Annotated in this window: 13 protein-coding genes; 10 read left to right on the forward strand and 3 right to left on the reverse strand. The window is 70.6% G+C overall.

The genetic code is table 11. The features are described 5' to 3' along the window. Window positions 1-8: 8 nt before the first annotated feature. A complete protein-coding gene (gene asnB, locus LWP59_RS07910; RefSeq protein WP_144639047.1) occupies window positions 9-1,847 on the reverse strand; it encodes an asparagine synthase (glutamine-hydrolyzing) in 1,839 nt (612 codons plus the stop codon). A gap of 345 nt (window positions 1,848-2,192) precedes the next feature. On the opposite strand from asnB, the gene kdpF reads away from it, so the two are divergent. The 10 genes from kdpF to LWP59_RS07960 all read left to right on the forward strand — a co-directional run bounded on the left by kdpF (window position 2,193) and on the right by LWP59_RS07960 (window position 17,460). Then, complete coding sequence (kdpF, locus tag LWP59_RS07915; RefSeq protein WP_144639049.1) at window positions 2,193-2,294, forward strand: K(+)-transporting ATPase subunit F; 102 nt, start codon at window positions 2,193-2,195, stop codon at window positions 2,292-2,294. 2 nt (window positions 2,295-2,296) lie between these two features. After that, entirely contained in the window at window positions 2,297-3,958 is a 1,662-nt protein-coding gene (gene kdpA / locus LWP59_RS07920; protein WP_144639051.1) for a potassium-transporting ATPase subunit KdpA, read from the forward strand. Continuing rightward, window positions 3,955-6,015, forward strand: a complete 2,061-nt coding sequence (kdpB, locus tag LWP59_RS07925; RefSeq protein ID WP_144639053.1) for a potassium-transporting ATPase subunit KdpB — start codon at window positions 3,955-3,957, stop codon at window positions 6,013-6,015. The genes kdpA and kdpB overlap by 4 nt, the downstream gene beginning before the upstream one ends. A 5-nt stretch (window positions 6,016-6,020) precedes the next feature. Next, the gene (locus LWP59_RS07930; RefSeq protein ID WP_144639055.1) at window positions 6,021-6,626 is read left to right on the forward strand and encodes a potassium-transporting ATPase subunit C; all 606 of its coding nucleotides are present in this window, start codon (window positions 6,021-6,023) and stop codon (window positions 6,624-6,626) included. Window positions 6,627-6,630: 4 nt separating this feature from the next. Further along, entirely contained in the window at window positions 6,631-9,180 is a 2,550-nt protein-coding gene (locus LWP59_RS07935) for a sensor histidine kinase (protein ID WP_144639057.1), read from the forward strand. Next, the gene (locus LWP59_RS07940; RefSeq protein WP_144639059.1) at window positions 9,177-9,866 is read left to right on the forward strand and encodes a response regulator; all 690 of its coding nucleotides are present in this window, start codon (window positions 9,177-9,179) and stop codon (window positions 9,864-9,866) included. The genes LWP59_RS07935 and LWP59_RS07940 overlap by 4 nt, the downstream gene beginning before the upstream one ends. 59 nt (window positions 9,867-9,925) lie before the next feature. Continuing rightward, the gene (locus LWP59_RS07945) at window positions 9,926-10,390 is read left to right on the forward strand and encodes a hypothetical protein (RefSeq protein WP_144639060.1); all 465 of its coding nucleotides are present in this window, start codon (window positions 9,926-9,928) and stop codon (window positions 10,388-10,390) included. A gap of 364 nt (window positions 10,391-10,754) precedes the next feature. After that, window positions 10,755-11,051 carry an acylphosphatase gene (locus LWP59_RS07950; protein WP_144639062.1) on the forward strand — a complete coding sequence of 99 codons (297 nt, stop codon included), beginning with the start codon at window positions 10,755-10,757 and terminating at the stop codon, window positions 11,049-11,051. 134 nt (window positions 11,052-11,185) lie between these two features. Beyond that, window positions 11,186-14,782, forward strand: coding sequence for a chromosome segregation protein SMC (gene smc, locus LWP59_RS07955; protein WP_144639064.1), 3,597 nt, complete (start codon window positions 11,186-11,188; stop codon window positions 14,780-14,782). A gap of 158 nt (window positions 14,783-14,940) precedes the next feature. Further along, window positions 14,941-17,460: a glycoside hydrolase family 172 protein gene (locus LWP59_RS07960; RefSeq protein ID WP_144639066.1), complete on the forward strand. Its 2,520-nt coding sequence runs from the start codon at window positions 14,941-14,943 to the stop codon at window positions 17,458-17,460. Between the two features lies 1 nt (window position 17,461). On the opposite strand, the gene LWP59_RS07965 is transcribed toward LWP59_RS07960, so the two are convergent. Both LWP59_RS07965 and LWP59_RS07970 read right to left on the reverse strand, forming a co-directional pair. After that, a complete protein-coding gene (locus LWP59_RS07965; protein ID WP_144639068.1) occupies window positions 17,462-17,857 on the reverse strand; it encodes a DUF6292 family protein in 396 nt (131 codons plus the stop codon). Between the two features lie 23 nt (window positions 17,858-17,880). Beyond that, on the reverse strand, window positions 17,881-18,051 hold the full coding sequence (locus LWP59_RS07970; RefSeq protein WP_186383260.1) for an RGCVC family protein: 171 nt from the start codon (window positions 18,049-18,051) through the stop codon (window positions 17,881-17,883). Between the last annotated feature and the right edge of the window lie 171 nt (window positions 18,052-18,222).

The raw sequence follows: 18,222 nt of genomic DNA on the forward strand, positions 1-18,222 counted from the left end.
GCCGCCCGTCACCCGAGCTGCAGTTCCGGCTGGTAGATGTCGAACCAGTGGTGCAGGTCCAGCACCCGGTCCAGGCCGTGCCGGGTGACCGTGGTGATCGAGTCCGGGACCGCCGCCACTGCGTCGCTCAGCCACTGCCGGTCGACCAGCGCGAAGACCGGGTTGTCCTTGGCCGCGAGCACCTCCTTCGCCTGCTGCTGCAGCGCGACGACGTAGCCCGGGTCCTGAGTGGACGGATACGGGCTCTTCACCCGGTCCGCGACGGACGGCGGCAGCACGTGCTTGGTCGCGTGGCGCAGCAGGCTCTTCTCCCTGCCGTCGAACGTCTTGAGCGACCACGGGGTGTTGTAGACGTACTCGACGAGCCGGTGGTCGCAGAACGGCACGCGCACCTCCAGCCCGACGGCCATCGACGCACGGTCCTTGCGGTCCAGCAGCATCCGCACGAACCGGGTCAGGTGCAGGTGGCAGACGGTCCGCATGCGCTGCTCGAACTCACTCGCACCGTCGACGTGCTCGACCTGCGCGATCGCCGTCTTGTACTGGTCGGCGATGTAGCTGTCCACGTCGAGGTTGTCGCGCACGTCGGTGCGCAGCATGTTGCTGCGCTCGTGCATGCCGGTCTGGAACGCCAGCCACGGGAACGTGTCGGCGTTGCGGGCGGCCTCGTCGTGGAACCAGCGGTAGCCACCGAACACCTCGTCGGCCGACTCGCCGGACAGCGCGACGGTCGACTCGCCGCGGATCGCCTTGAACAGCAGGTACAGCGAGCTGTCCATGTCGCCGAGGCCGGCGGGGATGTCGCGGGCGGTGATGACCGCGCGGCGCACCTCGGGGTCGGTCAGCGCCTTCGGGTCGAGCATCACGTCCTTGTGCGCCGAGCCGACCAGCTTGGACACGTCGCGGATGAACGGGGAGTCCGGGGTGTCGCGCATCTCGTCGGGCTTGAAGTTCTCCTCCTGCCCGAAGAAGTCGACGGAGAACGTGCGCAGCTGCTCGCCCTGCTCGGCGAGGCGCGCGGCGGCGAGGCCGGTGACCGCGCTGGAGTCCAGGCCGCCGGAGAGCAGCACGCAGCGCGGCACGTCGGCGACCAGTTGCCGGTGCACGATGTCGGTCATCAGCTCGCGCACCCGTGCGACCGTCGTCTCCTGGTCGTCGGTGTGCTGGACGGCGTCGAGCTTCCAGTAGGTACGGGTGTGCGTGCCCGAGGCGTCGACGCGGACGATCGTGCCCGGCTCGACCTCGTACATGCCCTTCCAGAACGACCAGCCCGGTGTCTTGACGAACGCGAACAGCTCGCGCAGCCCGTCGGTGTCGACCACCTTGCGCGCCAGCGGGTTCGCCAGGATCGCCTTCGGCTCGGAGCCGAACAGCACGCCGTCGCGGGTGGGGTAGTAGTAGAACGGCTTGATGCCCATCCGGTCGCGGATCATGACGAGCTTCTCGTCGCGGGCGTCCCAGATGGCGAAGGCGTACATGCCGTTGAGGTGGTCGGCGACGGCCTCGCCCCACTCGAGGTAGCCGTGCAGCACGACCTCGGTGTCGCTGTCGGTCTCGAACTTGTGGCCCAGGCCCGCCAGCTGCGCGCGCAGCTCGGTGAAGTTGTAGGCCTCGCCGCTGTAGACCATCGCGATCTCACCGTTCGGCGTGCGCAGCGACATCGGCTGGCGGCCGCCGGGCAGGTCGATGATCGCGAGCCGCCGGTGGCCGAGCGCGGCGTGGGGCGCGACCCACGTGCCCTCGTCGTCCGGGCCACGGCAGGACATCGTCTCCGTCATCGCGTCGAGGATTTCGCGCCGCTGGGTGAGGTCCTCCTCGAAGGAAACCCAGCCGGTGATACCGCACATGTCACTGCCTCCCGAATACTTAGCAAATACAACTATGCGTAACACAGTGGTAACACATGTGCGCGTTCGGTGTCTGCCCGAAATGCCCGCTACGCCCGACTGGTAACGGTGAGTGTGGGCGTTCTCACCGGCCGTCAAAAGGTCGTAAACACGCACCATGACGGCGTCAAGAGGGCGTCAGCGCCGGTCAACGTCCGGCGATCGCGGCCGCACAGTGTGGTCGGAGCGGTCACCGGCCGGGTGACCCGCAGTGAAAGGTGCCAAGGTGGCGGACCTGCTGTACGCCGTGCTGCTGATCGCCGTGTTCGCGGCGCTCGCGCTGACGCTGCGCGGACTGGAGAAGCTGTGACGGGCTCGGGCCTGGTGGCCGACATCGTCGGCGCCGTACTGGCGCTGGGACTGATCGCGTACCTGTTCATCGCGCTGATCAAGCCGGAGAAGTTCTGATCATGTCCGATCTCGTGTCCGGCCTGATCTCGGTCGGGATACTCGTCGCCGCCCTCGCGGTGGTCTACAAGCCGCTCGGCGACTACATGGCGCGCGTGCTCACCACCGACAAGCACCTCAAGGTGGAGCGCGGGATGTACCGGCTGTTCCGGGTGAACCCCGACGCCGAGCAGCGCTGGCCCACCTACGCGCTCGGCGTGCTCGCGTTCTCGCTCGTGTCCGTCGTGTTCCTGTACCTGTTGCAGCGCCTGCAGGCGTTCCTGCCGTTGAACTTCGGGCGGGGCGCGGTCAGCCCGGGCGTCGCGTTCAACACGGCCGTCAGCTTCGTGACCAACACGAACTGGCAGTCCTACGTCCCGGAGACCACGATGGGCCACGTCGTGCAGATGGCAGGCCTGACGGTGCAGAACTTCCTGTCCGCCGCGGTCGGGCTCGCCGTCGCCGTCGCGCTGGTCCGCGGGTTCATCCGCTCGCGCACCGACCGGCTCGGCAACTTCTGGGTGGACCTCACCCGGGGGACCGTGCGCATCCTGCTGCCGATGTCCGTCCTGTTCGCGATCGTGCTGATCGCGCTCGGCGTCGTGCAGAGCCTGCACTCCGGCATCCCCGTGACGAACCCGGACGGCTCGCAGAGCACGATCGCGATCGCTCCGGCCGCGAGCCAGGAGGCGATCAAGGAGCTGGGCACCAACGGCGGCGGCATCTTCAACGCCAACTCCGCGCACCCGTTCGAGAACCCGAACGCGTGGAGCGACCTGGTCGAGATCTTCCTGCTGCTGGTGATCCCGGTGTCGCTCACCCGCACGTTCGGCAAGCTCGTCGGAAACCGCAAGCAGGGCTACGTGCTGCTGTCGGTGATGGGTCTGCTGTGGACGTTCGTGCTCGCCGTGACGTGGTGGGCCGAGGCGCACCCGAACGGCCCGGCGGCGCTGCTGGCCGGGGGGAACCTCGAGGGCAAGGAACAGCGGTTCGGCATCAGCGGATCGTCGTTGTTCGCCACCAGCACCACCGGCACCTCCACCGGCGCGGTCAACTCGATGCACGACAGCTTCAGCGGTCTCGGTGGCGGGATGCCGTTGCTGCACATGCTGTTCGGCGAGGTCTCGCCGGGCGGTGTCGGCACCGGGCTCTACGGGATCCTGGTGATGGCGATCGTCGCGATGTTCCTCGCCGGCCTGATGGTCGGGCGCACACCCGAGTACCTGGGCAAGAAGCTCGGGAAACGGGAGGTCACCGCGGCGGCCATCTCGATGCTCGCGATGCCGACGGTGGTGCTGCTCGGTTCGGGCATCGCGTTGCTGATGCCCGGCACCACGGCGGCGATGGCCAACAGCGGGGCGCACGGGCTGTCCGAGGTGCTCTACGCCTACACCTCGACCGCCAACAACAACGGCAGCGCGTTCGCCGGCATCACCGTCACCGACGGCTGGTTCCAGTCCTCGCTGTCGGTCGCGATGCTCCTCGGCCGGTTCGTGCCGATCATCGCGACGCTCTGCCTCGCCGGTTCGCTCGCGGCCCAGCGGAAGGTGCCCGAGACCGCGGGCACCCTGCCCACCACCGGGCCGCTGTTCAGCTCGATGCTGGCCGGCACCATCCTGCTCGTCGCGGCGCTGACGTTCGTTCCCGCGCTCGCTCTCGGTCCCATCGCGGAGGCCATGGCATGACCATCACGGAAGAGAAGCCCCGTTCCGCGCAGGAGCCGGCGTCGCCGGGTCGGGTCGGCGCGGGCGTGTTCAGCTCGCGGCAGCTGCTGGTGTCGCTGCCCGAGGCGCTGCGCAAGCTCGACCCGAGGCACCAGCTGCACAACCCGGTCATGTTCGTGGTCTGGGTCGGCTCCGCACTGACCACCGTGTACGCGGTCCTCGACCCGAGTGTGTTCACCATCCTCGTCGCGATCTGGCTCTGGTTCACCGTCGTGTTCGCCAACCTGGCCGAGGCCGTCGCCGAGGGGCGTGGCAAGGCGCAGGCGGAGTCCTTGCGGCGCACCAAGAAGGAGACGGTCGCGCGGCGGCTCACGGCGTCGGGCACCGAGGAGCAGGTGCCGGGTGTCGAGCTCAGGATCGGCGACCTGGTGGTGGTCGAGGCCGGGGAGACGATCCCTGGCGACGGCGACGTCGTCGAGGGCATCGCCACCGTCGACGAGTCCGCCATCACGGGCGAGTCGGCACCGGTGATCCGCGAGTCCGGCGGCGACCGGTCGGCCGTCACCGGCGGCACGACCGTGCTGTCCGACCGGATCGTCGTCAAGGTCACCACCAAGCCCGGCGAGACGTTCGTGGACCGGATGATCGCGCTGGTGGAAGGCGCGTCGCGGCAGAAGACGCCGAACGAGATCGCGCTGACGATCCTGTTGTCGACGCTGACGATCATCTTCCTGCTCGCCGTGGTCGCGCTGCAGCCGATGGCGGGCTACTCGGGGAGCGGGCAGTCGGTGATCGTGCTGACCGCGCTGCTGGTCTGCCTGATCCCGACGACGATCGGCGCGCTGCTCTCGGCCATCGGCATCGCCGGCATGGACCGGCTCGTGCAGCGCAACGTGCTCGCGACGTCGGGCCGCGCGGTCGAGGCAGCGGGCGACGTGTCGACGCTGCTGCTGGACAAGACCGGCACGATCACCTTCGGCAACCGCAAGGCGACCGAGCTGATCCCCGTCGGCGGCACCGGTTCCGAGCAGCTGACGGAGGCGGCCCGGCTGTCCAGCCTCGCCGACGGCACACCGGAGGGGCGCAGCATCGTCGAGCTGACCGGTCCGGCGACCGAGGACCCCGGCGGCGAGTTCGTGCCGTTCACCGCACAGACCCGGATGAGCGGGATCGACCTCGGCTCGCGGCAGGTCCGCAAGGGCGCGGCGAGCGCGGTGCGCGACTGGGTGCGCGGGTACGGCGGGGAGTTCCCCGACGAGACCGAGCGGGTCGTCGACGAGATCAGCCAGCAGGGCGGGACCCCGCTCGTGGTCGCCGAGCAGACCGGCGGGCGGGCGTTCGTGCGCGGCGTCATCCGGCTGTCGGACGTCGTCAAGCCCGGTATGCGCGAGCGCTTCGGCGAGCTGCGGACCATGGGCATCAAGACGGTGATGATCACCGGCGACAACCCGCTCACCGCAAAGGCCATCGCCGAGGACGCCGGGGTCGACGACTACCTCGCGGAGGCCAAGCCCGAGGACAAGATGGCGCTCATCCACAAGGAGCAGGAGGGCGGCAGGCTCGTCGCGATGACCGGCGACGGCACGAACGACGCGCCCGCACTGGCCGCCTCCGACGTCGGGGTCGCGATGAACACCGGGACCATGGCCGCGAAGGAGGCCGGCAACATGGTCGACCTCGACTCCGACCCGACCAAACTGATCGAGGTCGTCGAGATCGGCAAGCAGCTGCTGATCACTCGCGGGGCGCTCACCACGTTCTCCATCGCCAACGACCTCGCGAAGTACTTCGCGATCCTGCCCGCGATGTTCGTGACGATCTTCCCGCAGCTGGCCGGGCTGAACATCCTGCACCTGCACTCGCCGCAGTCGGCGATCCTGTCGGCGGTGATCTTCAACGCGCTGATCATCGTGGTGCTCATCCCGCTCGCCCTGCGCGGCGTGCGGTACAAGCCGTCCAGCGCGTCCGCACTATTGCGGCGGAACCTGTTGATCTACGGGGTCGGCGGCGTCGTGACGCCGTTCCTCGGCATCTGGCTCGTGGACCTGGTGGTCCGCTTCATTCCGGGAATCGGGTAGTGCTCATGAAGGCATGGTTCAAGCAGGCGGGCGCGGGACTGCGCGTGCTGCTGGTGTTCACGGTGCTGCTGGGGGTGATCTACCCCCTCGGGGTCTGGGCCGTGTCGCGGATCCCCGGGCTGGAGGCCAACGCGGAGGGCTCGGTGGTCACCGTCGACGGCAAGGCCGTGGGCTCGTCGCTCATCGGGATCGACCCGGTCGCCGCCGATCCGGCCCACGACCCGTACTTCCACAACCGCCCGTCCGCGGAGGCGTCGGACCCGCTGGGCCCCGGCGACCCGTCGACCTCCGGCGGCTCGAACAAGGGCGGCTTCAACGAGGACCTGGTCAAGACGATCCAGGAGCGCAAGGCGGCGATCGCCCAGCGCGAGGGCGTCTCGCCGGACGCCGTGCCCGCCGACGCGGTGACGGCGTCGGCTTCGGGCCTGGACCCGGACATCAGCGTCGCCTACGCCGACCTGCAGGCGCCACGGGTGGCGCGGGTGACCGGGCTGCCGGAGGCCCAGGTGCGGGAACTGGTGCAGGAGCACACGAGCGGGACCGGGATCGGCGTCCCCGGGGTGAACGTGCTCGAGCTGAACCTCGCGATCGCCGCGGCGAGGGCACACTGAACCCGTGGACGAGGCACAACAGCCTGTGAAACCGCCCCGGGGAGAGCTGAGGATCTACCTCGGGGCGGCGCCCGGCGTCGGCAAGACCTTCGCGATGCTGGGCGAGGCCCGGCGGCGGCTGGAACGCGGTACCGACGTGGTCGCCGGGGTCGTGGAGACGCACGGCCGCGCGAAGACCGCCGCGCTGCTCGCCGACATCGAGGTCGTGCCGAGGCGTACCGGCGTGCACCGCGGGCACGAGTTCACCGAGATGGACGTCGACGCGATCCTCGCCAGGGAGCCCGAAGTGGCCATTGTGGACGAGCTGGCGCACACCAACATCCCCGGTTCACGCAACGAGAAGCGGTGGCAGGACGTCGAGGAGCTGCTCGCCGCCGGCATCGACGTGCTGTCCACGGTCAACGTGCAGCACCTGCAGAGCCTCAACGACGTCGTGGAGAAGATCACCGGCGTGGCGCAGCAGGAGACGGTGCCGGACGAGGTGGTGCGCCGGGCGGGACAGGTGGAGCTGGTCGACATCACGCCGGAGGCGCTGCGGCGGCGGCTCGCGCACGGCAACGTCTACCCCGCGGAACGGATCGACGCCGCGCTCGGCAACTACTTCCGGCCGGGCAACCTCACCGCGTTGCGGGAGCTCGCGCTGCTGTGGCTCGCGGACCAGGTGGACGTGGCGCTGCAGCGTTACCGGCAGCAGGAGCGGATCACCGACACGTGGGAGACGCGCGAGCGGGTCGTCGTCTCGGTCACCGGCGGCCCGGAAAGCGAGACGCTGGTCCGCCGCGCGAGCCGCGTCGCCGCCCGCGCGGGTGCCGAGCTGATGGTGCTGCACGTGCTGCGCGGGGACGGCCTGACCGATCTCGGCCCGGCGGAGGCCGGGCGCTACCGCAAGCTCGCCGAGGATCTCGGCGCGACCTTCCACACGGTGGTGGGGGACGACGTGCCGACGGCCCTGCTGGACTTCGCCCGCGGGGTCAACGCGACCCAGCTGGTGCTCGGCACGTCACGGCGCTCGCGGCTGGCCCGGCTGTTCGACCAGGGCATCGGCGCGACGGTCGTGCAGCATTCGGGCGCGATCGACGTGCACATGGTCACCCACGCCGAGGCCGGGGGCCGGCTGCGGAAGCTGTACGGCCGGAGCCCGATCGCGCCGTCCCGGCGGGTGCTCGGGTTGGTGCTCGCGGTGCTGCTGCCGGCGGTGGCGACCGCCGTCGGGGTGCTGCTGGGCGGCCAGCTCGACTTCTCCACCGACGTCGTCGACTACTTCCTCGTCACGGTCGTCGTGGCGCTGGTCGGCGGGCTGGGGCCCGCGCTCGTCGCGGCGTTCCTGTGCGCGGGGCTGCTCAACTTCTTCTTCACCGAGCCGCTCTACACGCTGACCGTGCACGCGCAGAGCAACGTCATCACGCTGATCGCGATGATCGTCGTCGGCGTGCTGGTGGCCCTGGTCGTGGACACGGCGGCGCGGTTGGCGAAGCAGGCGGCAGAGGCCAGGACGGAGGCGTCGCTGCTGGCCTCGTACGCGCGGACGGTGCTCACGAACACCGCGCCGCTGCCACGGCTGCTGGAGAAGGTGCGCGAGAACTTCGGCCTGGAGTCGGTGAGCCTCGTCGAGAAGCAGGACGGCGTCTGGCACCGGGTGGAGGAGTGCGGGCCGAACCCGTGCGGCGAGCCCGATCAGGCCGATGTGGACATTCCGGTGACCGCCGACGTGCACCTGACCCTGCGCGGCAGGGCGCTGCTCGCCGCCGACCGGCGGGTGCTGGAGGCCGCGGCGGGGCAGGCGCTGCTCGCGTTGCGGCAGCAGCGGATGGCGGCGGCGACCGCCCGCGCCGAGCGCAAGGCCGAGACGACCGAGCTGCGCACGGCGCTGCTGTCGGCGCTCGGGCACGACCTGCGGACCCCGCTGACCTCGATCAAGGCGTCGATCGACAGCCTGCGGGCGCACGACATCGAGCTGTCGCCGGAGGACACCCAGGAGCTGCTGGCCACGGCGGAGGAGTCGACCGACCGGCTCGCCGGGCTGGTGGACAACCTGCTCGACTCGTCACGGCTGGCCACCGGCGCGGTGCGGCCGCAGCTGCGGCCCGTCGGCTACGACGAGGTGGTCGCGCACGCACTGTCCACTGTGGAGAATTCCGGTTCGGTGGTCGTCGCCGTGGACGAGCGGCTGCCGGCGGTGCTCGCCGATCCCGGGCTGCTGGAACGCGTGGTGGCGAACGTGGTCGACAACGCGCTGCGGCACGGCGCCGGCGACGAGCCGGTGGCGGTGCGGGGGAGTACCCATGCGGAGTACGTCGAGCTGCGGATCATCGACCACGGGCGCGGGCTGAAGAAGCGCACGGCGGACTCGGCCTTCGCGCCGTTCCAGCGGCTGGGGGACCGGGACAACACCCCGGGCGTCGGGCTGGGCCTGTCCGTCGCGAAGGGGTTCACGGAGGCGATGGACGGCACGATCAGGGCGGAGGACACGCCCGGCGGCGGGCTGACGGTGGTCGTCTCGCTCCGCGCCGCGATGGCTCCGCAGGTGGTACCACAGTGGGAGGGGGTGCGATGACGAACGCGACGGTCCTGGTGGTGGACGACGAACCGCAGATCGTGCGCGCGTTGCGGATCAACCTCGCGGCCAGGGGGTACCACGTGGTGACGGCGCACGACGGCGCGGCCGCGCTGCGGGCGGTGGCCGAGACGAAGCCCGACGTGGTCGTGCTGGACCTGGGTTTGCCGGACATGGACGGCAACGAGGTCATCGCGGGGTTACGCGGGTGGACGACGGTGCCGATCATCGTGCTGTCCGCGCGCAGCGACTCCCCGGACAAGGTGCAGGCACTCGACGCGGGCGCGGACGACTACGTGACGAAGCCGTTCGGCATGGACGAGCTGCTGGCGCGCCTGCGCGCCGCCGTCCGCCGCTCGATGGTGTCCAGTTCGGACGATGGCGAGGCAGTGGTCCGGACCGATGCCTTCACGATCGACCTGGTGGCGAAGAAGGCCGAGCGCGCCGGGCAGGAGGTGCACCTGACGAAGACGGAGTGGGGTGTGCTGGAGCTGCTGGTCCGCAACCGGGGGCGCTTGGTGTCGCAGAAGCAGCTGCTGCGTGAGGTGTGGGGCCCGACGTACGAGAACGAGACGCACTACCTGCGGGTGTACCTGGCCCAGCTGAGGCGGAAACTGGAGGAGGAGCCCTCCCGGCCACGGCACCTGCTGACCGAGCCCGGAATGGGATACCGCTTCGAAGGCTGAGGCCGCTTCCGACACTCCCCAGCCACCCACCACCGGCGACCCGGCAACGGCAGCCATGGATGGGCGGCCCACCTCGCGCTCCGCGCGAGGTCCCCAAAGACCGCGAAACCCCGGGTCAGGTGCTGGGCGTCGTGCTGCCGTCCGAGGTCGAGCTGTCCGGCGGTGTGCTGCTGTTCGTCGTTGTCGTCGACGTGGAGCTGGACGGGGGCGGCGAAGAGCTCGGGCTGGACGGCGGCGCCGAGTCGGATGACGACGTGCTCGGCGGCGGCTTCGTCGGGGTGTCGCTGCGCGGCGGAGTCGTCGGGTTCGTCGAGGGGATCGGCGTGCCCGGGGGGATGTACGTGCCCGGCGGGATGGGCGCGCCGGGAGCCAGCACTACCGGCTTCTGCTTCGAGCCCGGGGGCGGCAGGATCGTCACCACGGGCGAGCCGTCGGGGCCCACCGTCACCACGGCCGTCGGCGACGTGGACGGGTCCGGCTGCGCCGCGTCGCTGCCCGGTACCGCACTGCCCGGGATCAGCTGAGGCCCGGACGAGGAGTTGGCATTACCGCCCTTGATGTCCCCGGCGGCGCTCGTCGACGGGGACGCGAGCTCGGCGATGCCGCCGAACGCGGTCGCGAGGACGACGCCGCTGGCCGCGAGCAGCACGTAGCCGCTGCGCTTCATCCGCGACGAGGGATCGCGGGGCGGTGAGACCTCGGCTCGCTGACCCGAACGTGACCCTGAATGGGCCATGGTGGCTCCTTGCTGAAGGGATTGGCCTGTCGTTGCCCGAGCGGAGTAGCCCAAGCGGTGGACCCGACGGGGAGATTAGCACCGTCGGTTAACAGTGTGCGAGCGGCTCGGCGCCCTATGTTAACTGTCCGCAGCCGTTCGGGTGCGGCACCATGGGAGTCGTGAACTCCGTACAGGACGCGGTGCGGCTCACCGCGTGGGTCAGCGGTCGCGTGCAGGGCGTCGGTTTCCGCTGGTGGACCAGGTGTCGCGCGCTGGAGCTCGGGCTGGTGGGCAGCGCCGAGAACCTGCGTGACGGCCGGGTCGAGGTCGTCGCCGAGGGCCCGAAAGATCACTGTGAGCAGTTCCTGTCGTGTTTACGCTCGTCCTCGTCACCCGGAAGTGTGGATCAGGTCGTTGAACACTGGTCGCCGGCCCGGGGTGGCCTCGACGGTTTCGTGGAGAACTGAGGCTGTTGGGCCTGCCGTGACCACTGAGGTGAGCGGCACGCCGAACCAGGGCGTGCGTCCCGCGGTCGCCGCGGGTGCCTCGGTAGACTCGACCGATCTGGCAGTGATTGCAGCACCGGAGGGGTCCCCGCCACGTGCACCTGAAAAGTCTGACGCTGAAGGGCTTCAAGTCCTTCGCCTCGGCTACCACCTTGCGGTTCGAGCCGGGCATCACCTGCGTCGTCGGCCCGAACGGCTCGGGCAAGTCGAACGTGCTGGACGCGCTGCGCTGGGTGATGGGCACGCAGGGCGCCAAGGACCTGCGCGGCGGCAAGATGGAGGACGTCATCTTCGCCGGCACCTCCGGCCGCGCCCCGCTGGGCCGCGCCGAGGTCACCCTCACCATCGACAACGTCGACGGCGCGCTCCCGATCGACTACTCCGAGGTCTCGATCACCCGCCGGATGTTCCGCGACGGCGCCAGCGAGTACGAGATCAACGGCAGCTCGTGCCGCCTGCTCGACATCCAGGAGCTACTGTCGGACTCCGGCATCGGCCGCGAGATGCACGTCATCGTCGGCCAGGGGCAGCTCAGCCAGATCCTCGAATCCAAGCCCGAGGAGCGCCGCGCCTTCATCGAAGAGGCCGCCGGCGTGCTCAAGCACCGCAAGCGCAAGGAAAAGGCGCTGCGCAAGCTCACCGCGATGCAGGGCAACCTCGACCGCCTCGGGGACCTGACCGCGGAGCTGCGCCGCCAGCTCAAGCCGCTGGGCAAGCAGGCCGAGATCGCCCGCAAGGCCCAGGCCGTGCAGGCCGAGCTGCGGGACGCGCGGCTGCGCCTGTTCGCCGACGACCTGGTCACCCAGCGCGAAGCGATCGCCAGGGAGGAGGCCGACGAGGCCACCGCCCGGGCCCGCCGCGCCGAGGTGGAGCAGGCGCTGGAGCTGGTCAGCGCCGAGGAGAACCAGCTGGAGTCGCTGCTGGCGGAGGACGCGCCGCGGCTGACGCAGTCCCAGGACACCTGGTACAAGCTGTCCGCGCTGGCGGAACGGCTGCGCGGCACCGTGCGGCTCGCCGTGGAGCGCCAGCGGCACCTTTCCGCCGAGGTCGAGACGCACCAGAGCGGGCGTGACCCGGAGGAGCTGCTGGCGGAGGCCGAGCAGGTCGCCGAGCGCGAGGACGAGCTGAACGAGGCCGTCGCCGAGGCGCGCACGATGCTGTCGGAAACCGTGCAGCGCCGCGAACAGCTCGAGCACGCCGTCCAGGCCGCGGAGCGCGCGCACATGGCGGCGGTCCGCGCGATCGCCGACCGGCGCGAGGGGCTCGCCAAGCTGACCGGCCAAGTCGAGGCCCTGCGCAGCAAGAACGGCGCCACCTCCGACGAGATCGACCGGCTCACCGCGTCGATCGACGAGGCGGCCGCACGCGCCGAGATCGCCGTCGAGGAGCTGGAAGAGGCCAGGGCCGAGGGTGGCGTCGAGGAGTCCGACGACGCGGATCTGCACGCCCGCCACGACAGGGCGGTCGAGGCGAACAATGCCGCGAAGGCGCGCGTCGAGGAGCTGGTCAAGGCCGAGCGCGCGACCGAGCGCGAGATCGCGTCGGAGAAGGCGCGGGTGGACGCGTTGTCGATGGGCCTGCGGCGCAAGGACGGCGCGGGCGCCCTGCTCGGCGCGTCCGAGCAGCTGCCGGGCCTGCTCGGCTCGGTCGCCGCGTTGCTCACCGTGGAGCCGGGCTTCGAGGTCGCGCTCGCCGCGGCGCTCGGCCCGGTCGCCGACGCCGTCGCGGTGCAGGGCGGCGAGGACGCGCTCGCCGCGCTCAAGTACTTGAAGGACAACGACTCCGGCCGTGCGGGCGTGCTGCTCGGCGGCCAGGAGCACACCGTGGACACCACGTCGTGGCCGTCGCTGCCGGCCGGGGCCCGCTGGGCGCGGGAGGTCGTCACCGCGCCGGAAGCCCTCCGCTCGGCGGTGGAACGCGCCCTGGAACGGGTCGCCGTGGTGGACGGTTTGGATGCCGCGCGGCGGCTGGTCGCCGTGCATCCGAGCGTGAGCACCGTGACGGCCGAAGGCGACGTCTTCGGGGCGCACTGGGCGGTCGGCGGTTCCTCGCGCAGCGAGAGCGTGATCGAGGTGCAGGCCGCGGTCGACGAGGCGCAGGACCGGCTGCTCGCCGCGGAGCGCCTGCTGGAGCGCACCGCCGCGGAGCTGGAGGGCGCACGGGCCGAGCAGCAGGCGCGCCGGGACGAGGTCGGCCAGGCCAAGGAAGCGCTCAGCGAGGCCAAGGTCCGCAACGCGCGCTCCTCGGAACGGCTGAACCGCCTGCAGCAGGCGGCGCGCTCGGCCGAGGCCGAGGTCAGCCGGCTGCACCAGCAGCGAGCGAAGGTCGAGGCCAGCCGCGAAGAGGCCGTGCAGAAGCTCGCCGAGCTGGAGGAGCGGCTGTCCCTGGTCGCCGAGGAGTCGGTCGACGAGGACCCGGACACCAGCGAGCGCGACGAGATGGCCGAGCAGCTCGCGGTCGTCCGGCAGGAAGAGGTCGAGGCACGGCTGGCGCTGCGCACCGCGGAAGAGCGGGCGCGCAGCATCGCGGGGCGTGCGGAGTCGCTGCGTCGCGCCGCGTACGCAGAGCAGCAGGCCCGCGAGCGTGCGGAGAAGTCCCGTGCCGCCAGGGCGAAGGGCGCCGCCGTCGCGGCCGCCGTCGTGGACGCGGGCGAGCTCGCGCTGGAGCGCATCGAGCAGTCGGTGCAGCGCGCGGCGGTCGAGCGCGACGAGGTGCAGGCGGCCCGGCAGGGGCGCGAGACGGCGCTGGCCCAGGTCCGCAGCCGGGTCCGCGAGCTGGCCGGCGAGCTGGAGAAGCTCACCGACGCCGTGCACCGCGACGAGGTCCTGCGCGCCGAGCAGCGGCTGCGGCTGGAGCAGCTGGAGACCAAGATCTCCGAGGACTTCGGCATCGGCCTGGAGGACCTGGTCGGCGAGTACGGCCCGGACGTGCCGGTGCCGCCGGGCGCGGGCGAGATGGCCGAGTACGAGGAGGCCCGCGAGCGCGGGGAGTCCGTCACCCCGCCGCCACCGATCCCCTACGACCGCGCCACGCAGGAGCGCCGCGCCAAGCGCGCCGAGAAGGACCTGGCGATGCTCGGCAAGGTCAACCCGCTCGCGCTGGAGGAGTTCGCCGCGCTGGAGGAGCGCTACAAGTTCCTTTCCACCCAGCTCGAAGACCTCAAGGCCACGCGCAAGGACCTGCTGACGGTCATCAAGGACGTGGACGACAAGATCCTGGAGGTCTTCACGTCCGCCTACTGGGATGTCGCGCGCGAATTCGAGACCGTGTTCTCCGTGTTGTTCCCCGGTGGGGAAGGCCGCATGGTGCTGACCGAGCCGGACGACATGCTCGCCACCGGCGTGGACGTCGAGGCGCGCCCGCCCGGCAAGAAGGTCAAGCGGCTCTCGCTGCTCTCAGGTGGGGAGAAGTCGCTGGTCGCGGTGGCGATGCTGGTCGCGATCTTCCGCGCCCGCCCTTCGCCGTTCTACGTCATGGACGAGGTCGAGGCCGCGCTGGACGACACGAACATGCGGCGGCTGATCGGCCTGCTCGAACAACTGCGGGAGGCCTCGCAGCTGATCATCATCACCCACCAGAAACCGACGATGGAAATCGCGGACGCGCTTTACGGGGTGAGCATGCAGGGCGACGGAATCACGAAAGTCATTTCACAGCGGATGCGTGAGGAAAAAGCCGAAGCGGTTTCCTGAAAAATGCCCCGATAGTGTTCGTTTGAAAAAGGTTTCACGGGTACTCACGCTCCGTGCTGGTCCATACCACCCGAGTGGCGCTAGACGCTGCGCTTAACACGGCCTTAACGTGGGCAATCGATTTCTCGCCCCGCCCCCACCGCGCAGGAGTCCCCGCCGTGTCCGTTGTCGCGCCCAGAAAACGCCTCGCCACCGTCCTCGGACTGGCCCTCGTGCTCGCTGTGCTGGTGCCCGGGCGCGCCGGCGCCGCCCCGCCCGTCGCGACGAAGGGCCCGGTCGGCTGGGACACCTACCGCTCGGTGTCCGGGCTCGCCCAATTGCGGCCCGGGGAACAGGTGAAACAGTTTTCAAGTTTCGACCGCACGGGAAACAACGACGACGGTTTCAACGGGACCTATTCCTGCCTCCGGCACGACGACGCCGGCTGTGTGATCGCCGAGGCGCACACGGCGGGGGAGCTCTCGTCGATCTGGTTCACCTACGCGTCGAACTCGATCGCCGCCATCGGCCGGATCACCGTCGAGCTCGACGGGCGGACCGTGCTGCAGGGCTCGGCACAGGACATTGTGGACGGTGCCAAGGGCGCCCCGTTCGTGTGGCCGCTGGTCGGCGACGCGGCCGACACGATGGGCGGCGCCGTCATCAAGGTGCCGATGCCGTTCACCAGCTCGATGCGCATCACCACCGAGAACAACCCGCACTTCTACCACGTGGCCTACCGCCAGTTCGCCGACGCGACCGGGGTCCGGACCTTCGATCCGAACGACCGCGCCGCCGACGTCATCCAGCGCCTGCGCGGCTACGGCATCCGCGATCCCAAGCCGGCCGCGAACGGCGCGCGGACCCAGGACGCCGGGGTCTCGCTGGCGCCCGGCGCATCGATGTCCGTCCCGCTGACCGGCGCCGGGCAGATCGACCAGCTCGCGCTGCGGCTGCCGCAGGTGGTCGCCGCGCCGGCCGTCTACGACGACGGGCGAGCCTACGGTCAGGGCGGAAGTTCTTTCACCGCAACGATTTCTCCCGCTAACCAGGGTGTGCGCATCACCCGCCGCTACGACGGGGGCATCGGGAACCAACGGGCGAGCGTCAGCGTGAACGGGCAGCAGGCAGGCGAATGGAGCGGTGGCGCCGCCGTGCCGAACGGGGGCTGGGTCGACCAGACCATCGAGGTGCCCGCCTCGATCACCGCGGGCAAGTCCTCGGTGCAGATCGCCAACACGTTCGTCTCCTCCGCCGAGGACGTCAACGAGTTCCGCTACGAGATCCACAGCAAGGTCGGCAATCAGTGGGTGCGCACCGACATCATGGACGTCGGACCGAACCACCCCAGCGACGAGGCCGTGCACGGCTACCGGATCACGGGCGCGACCTGGGCCGGGCTGCGGCAGTTCCGGTACGCCACCAGCGCCGACCAGACCGCGGCTTCGGACGCGGTGCTGGACGGCCTCCGGCTGCGCATCAGGTTCGACGGCCAGACCACTGTGGACGCTCCCGTCGGCGAGTTCTTCGGCTCAGGGCTGGGGAAGTACGCCTCGCGGACGCTGATGCACTCGATCGACACCACGGACAACGGCGCGTTCACCTCCTGGTGGCCGATGCCGTACGCCCGCAATGCCGTGGTGCAGCTGGTCAACACCTCGGACGTGCCGGTCAACGGTGGCTCGGTGAGCGTCACCACGGCGCGGGACGGGTCCGTCGCGAACGGTCTGGCGCAGGGCTCGCTCGGGTACTTCCACGCGACCCAGCACCGGGCCGACACCGTGACCGGGCAGGACTGGACCTTCCTCACCACGCAGGGGCGGGGCCTGTTCTACGGCGTGACGACGAGCATGCGCGGGCACATCCCGCCCGGGCCGACGCACCAGATGAACTTCCTCGAGGGCGACGAGCGGATGTACCCCGACGGCTCGGCGACCCCGGTCGAGTACGGCACCGGTTCGGAGGACTTCTACGAGTCCGGCTGGTACTTCCAGGACGCCCGCGACGGGGGAGTGGAGGGCGTGCCGTACGCGATGCCGCAGGCCGGGCTGGTCAGCCACGAGAACGGGGCCGACGGGTGTCAGTACGTGTGCCTGGGTGCCTACCGGCTGCTGCTGGCCGAGGCGGTGCCGTTCGGCAACGGCGTCGAGTTCGACATCGAGCATGGCGACCGCTCGCAGATGCCGGCGAACTACAGCTCCACCGCGTACTGGTACGGCCAGGCCACGCCGTCCCTGACCGCGAGCGACGTGGTGGACGTGGCCGACGACGCCTCCCGCACCCAGCACGGCTACACGGCGACGGGCGAGACCAGGACGACGCTGACCTCGACGTTCGAGGGCAAGGGCGACCGCTCCCCGGTGACCCGCCAGGTCGCCGCGACGACCGGCGCCGTGCAGTTCACCGCGCAGGTCGAGCAGGACAACCAGGGGCTTCGGCTGCGGCGGATCTCCGACCAGGCCAACGCCTTCCAGCGCGCGACCGTGTTCATCGACGGCAAACGGGTGGGCGAGTGGTACCAGCCGCTCGGCAACACCTACTCACGCTGGCTGGAGGACTCCTTCGACGTGCCGGCGTCGGCCACCGCGGGCCGGACCTCGGTGCAGGTGCGGCTGGAACCGGTCGCGGGCGCACCGGCGTGGTCGGGTTCGCGGTACTCGGTGTTCTCGCAGAGCCCCGGGACCCCGGCCGCCGACTGAGCTAGACGTAGCGCAGGAGGCGTTCGGCCAGCGCGGGCCGGTTGCCCTCGGTGCTGAACACCGGGCGCCGGCCCGTCCGGCGGCGCCCGGCGAGGACCTCGCGCACGAACCGGGCCACCAGCGGCGGCTCCGGCAACGCGTCTTCGCCGAAGTAGGCGATCACCGAGGTCGGCGCCGTCTCCACCGCGACCGCCCAGCCGCTGTCCTCGCTCCACACCAGCATCAGGTCCTCACCGGGACGCCCGGCCACCTGCCGCAGGGCCAGATACGCGGTGGCGGTGTCGCTGATCTCGAAGCTCGTGCCCTCCGCGGGGAGGTTGAGCGCGCCCGCGACGGCGCGGACGTACCCCGCGAGGCCCTGGCTCAGCGCATGCGTCTTGTCGACTCCCCGATCCATGCCCCAACTTTAGGCGCAGAAGGTCAGCCGGCCGGCGTTCGGTTCGCGCAGATGCAGCCGCGGTCGAGTGCCGCCGCCGCGGTGGCGGCGCAGTACCGCCGGCTGAGCCCGTCGTGGTTCTCCTGCGGATGCGGGCACACGGGACAGGTGTCCACCTGGACGGAGAGGGAGGTGGTCGGTGCTGGATCGGTCATCGCGGAACCCGCGCTTTCGTTGGAGGGTGAACGGGGTTCGTTCCGGAACGGCGTCGCGCGGCGTCAGGCCTGAGCCTACTCCTCGGAACTTTCTCCGGTGCCCGGCCGTTGGACGGGTAAGTCGCATGTTTTGCGTGCCGTGTCGCCAGCACGTGTCGCGGAGCCCTCGGC

The sequence above is a fragment of the Amycolatopsis acidiphila genome (assembly GCF_021391495.1).
GTDB classification, from domain to species: Bacteria; Actinomycetota; Actinomycetes; order Mycobacteriales; family Pseudonocardiaceae; genus Amycolatopsis_E; species Amycolatopsis_E acidiphila.

What these genes read in the sequence shown, in the direction of transcription:
- LWP59_RS07930 (WP_144639055.1), top strand. Translation starts at nt 6,021, where the DNA reads ATGAAGGCATGGTTCAAGCAGGCGGGCGCGGGACTGCGCGTGCTGCTG.
- kdpB (WP_144639053.1), top strand. Translation starts at nt 3,955, where the DNA reads ATGACCATCACGGAAGAGAAGCCCCGTTCCGCGCAGGAGCCGGCGTCG.
- asnB (WP_144639047.1), bottom strand. Translation starts at nt 1,847, where the DNA reads ATGTGCGGTATCACCGGCTGGGTTTCCTTCGAGGAGGACCTCACCCAG.
- kdpA (WP_144639051.1), top strand. Translation starts at nt 2,297, where the DNA reads ATGTCCGATCTCGTGTCCGGCCTGATCTCGGTCGGGATACTCGTCGCC.
- LWP59_RS07940 (WP_144639059.1), top strand. Translation starts at nt 9,177, where the DNA reads ATGACGAACGCGACGGTCCTGGTGGTGGACGACGAACCGCAGATCGTG.
- LWP59_RS07965 (WP_144639068.1), bottom strand. Translation starts at nt 17,857, where the DNA reads ATGGATCGGGGAGTCGACAAGACGCATGCGCTGAGCCAGGGCCTCGCG.
- LWP59_RS07970 (WP_186383260.1), bottom strand. Translation starts at nt 18,051, where the DNA reads ATGACCGATCCAGCACCGACCACCTCCCTCTCCGTCCAGGTGGACACC.
- LWP59_RS07950 (WP_144639062.1), top strand. Translation starts at nt 10,755, where the DNA reads ATGGGAGTCGTGAACTCCGTACAGGACGCGGTGCGGCTCACCGCGTGG.
- LWP59_RS07945 (WP_144639060.1), top strand. Translation starts at nt 9,926, where the DNA reads ATGGGCGGCCCACCTCGCGCTCCGCGCGAGGTCCCCAAAGACCGCGAA.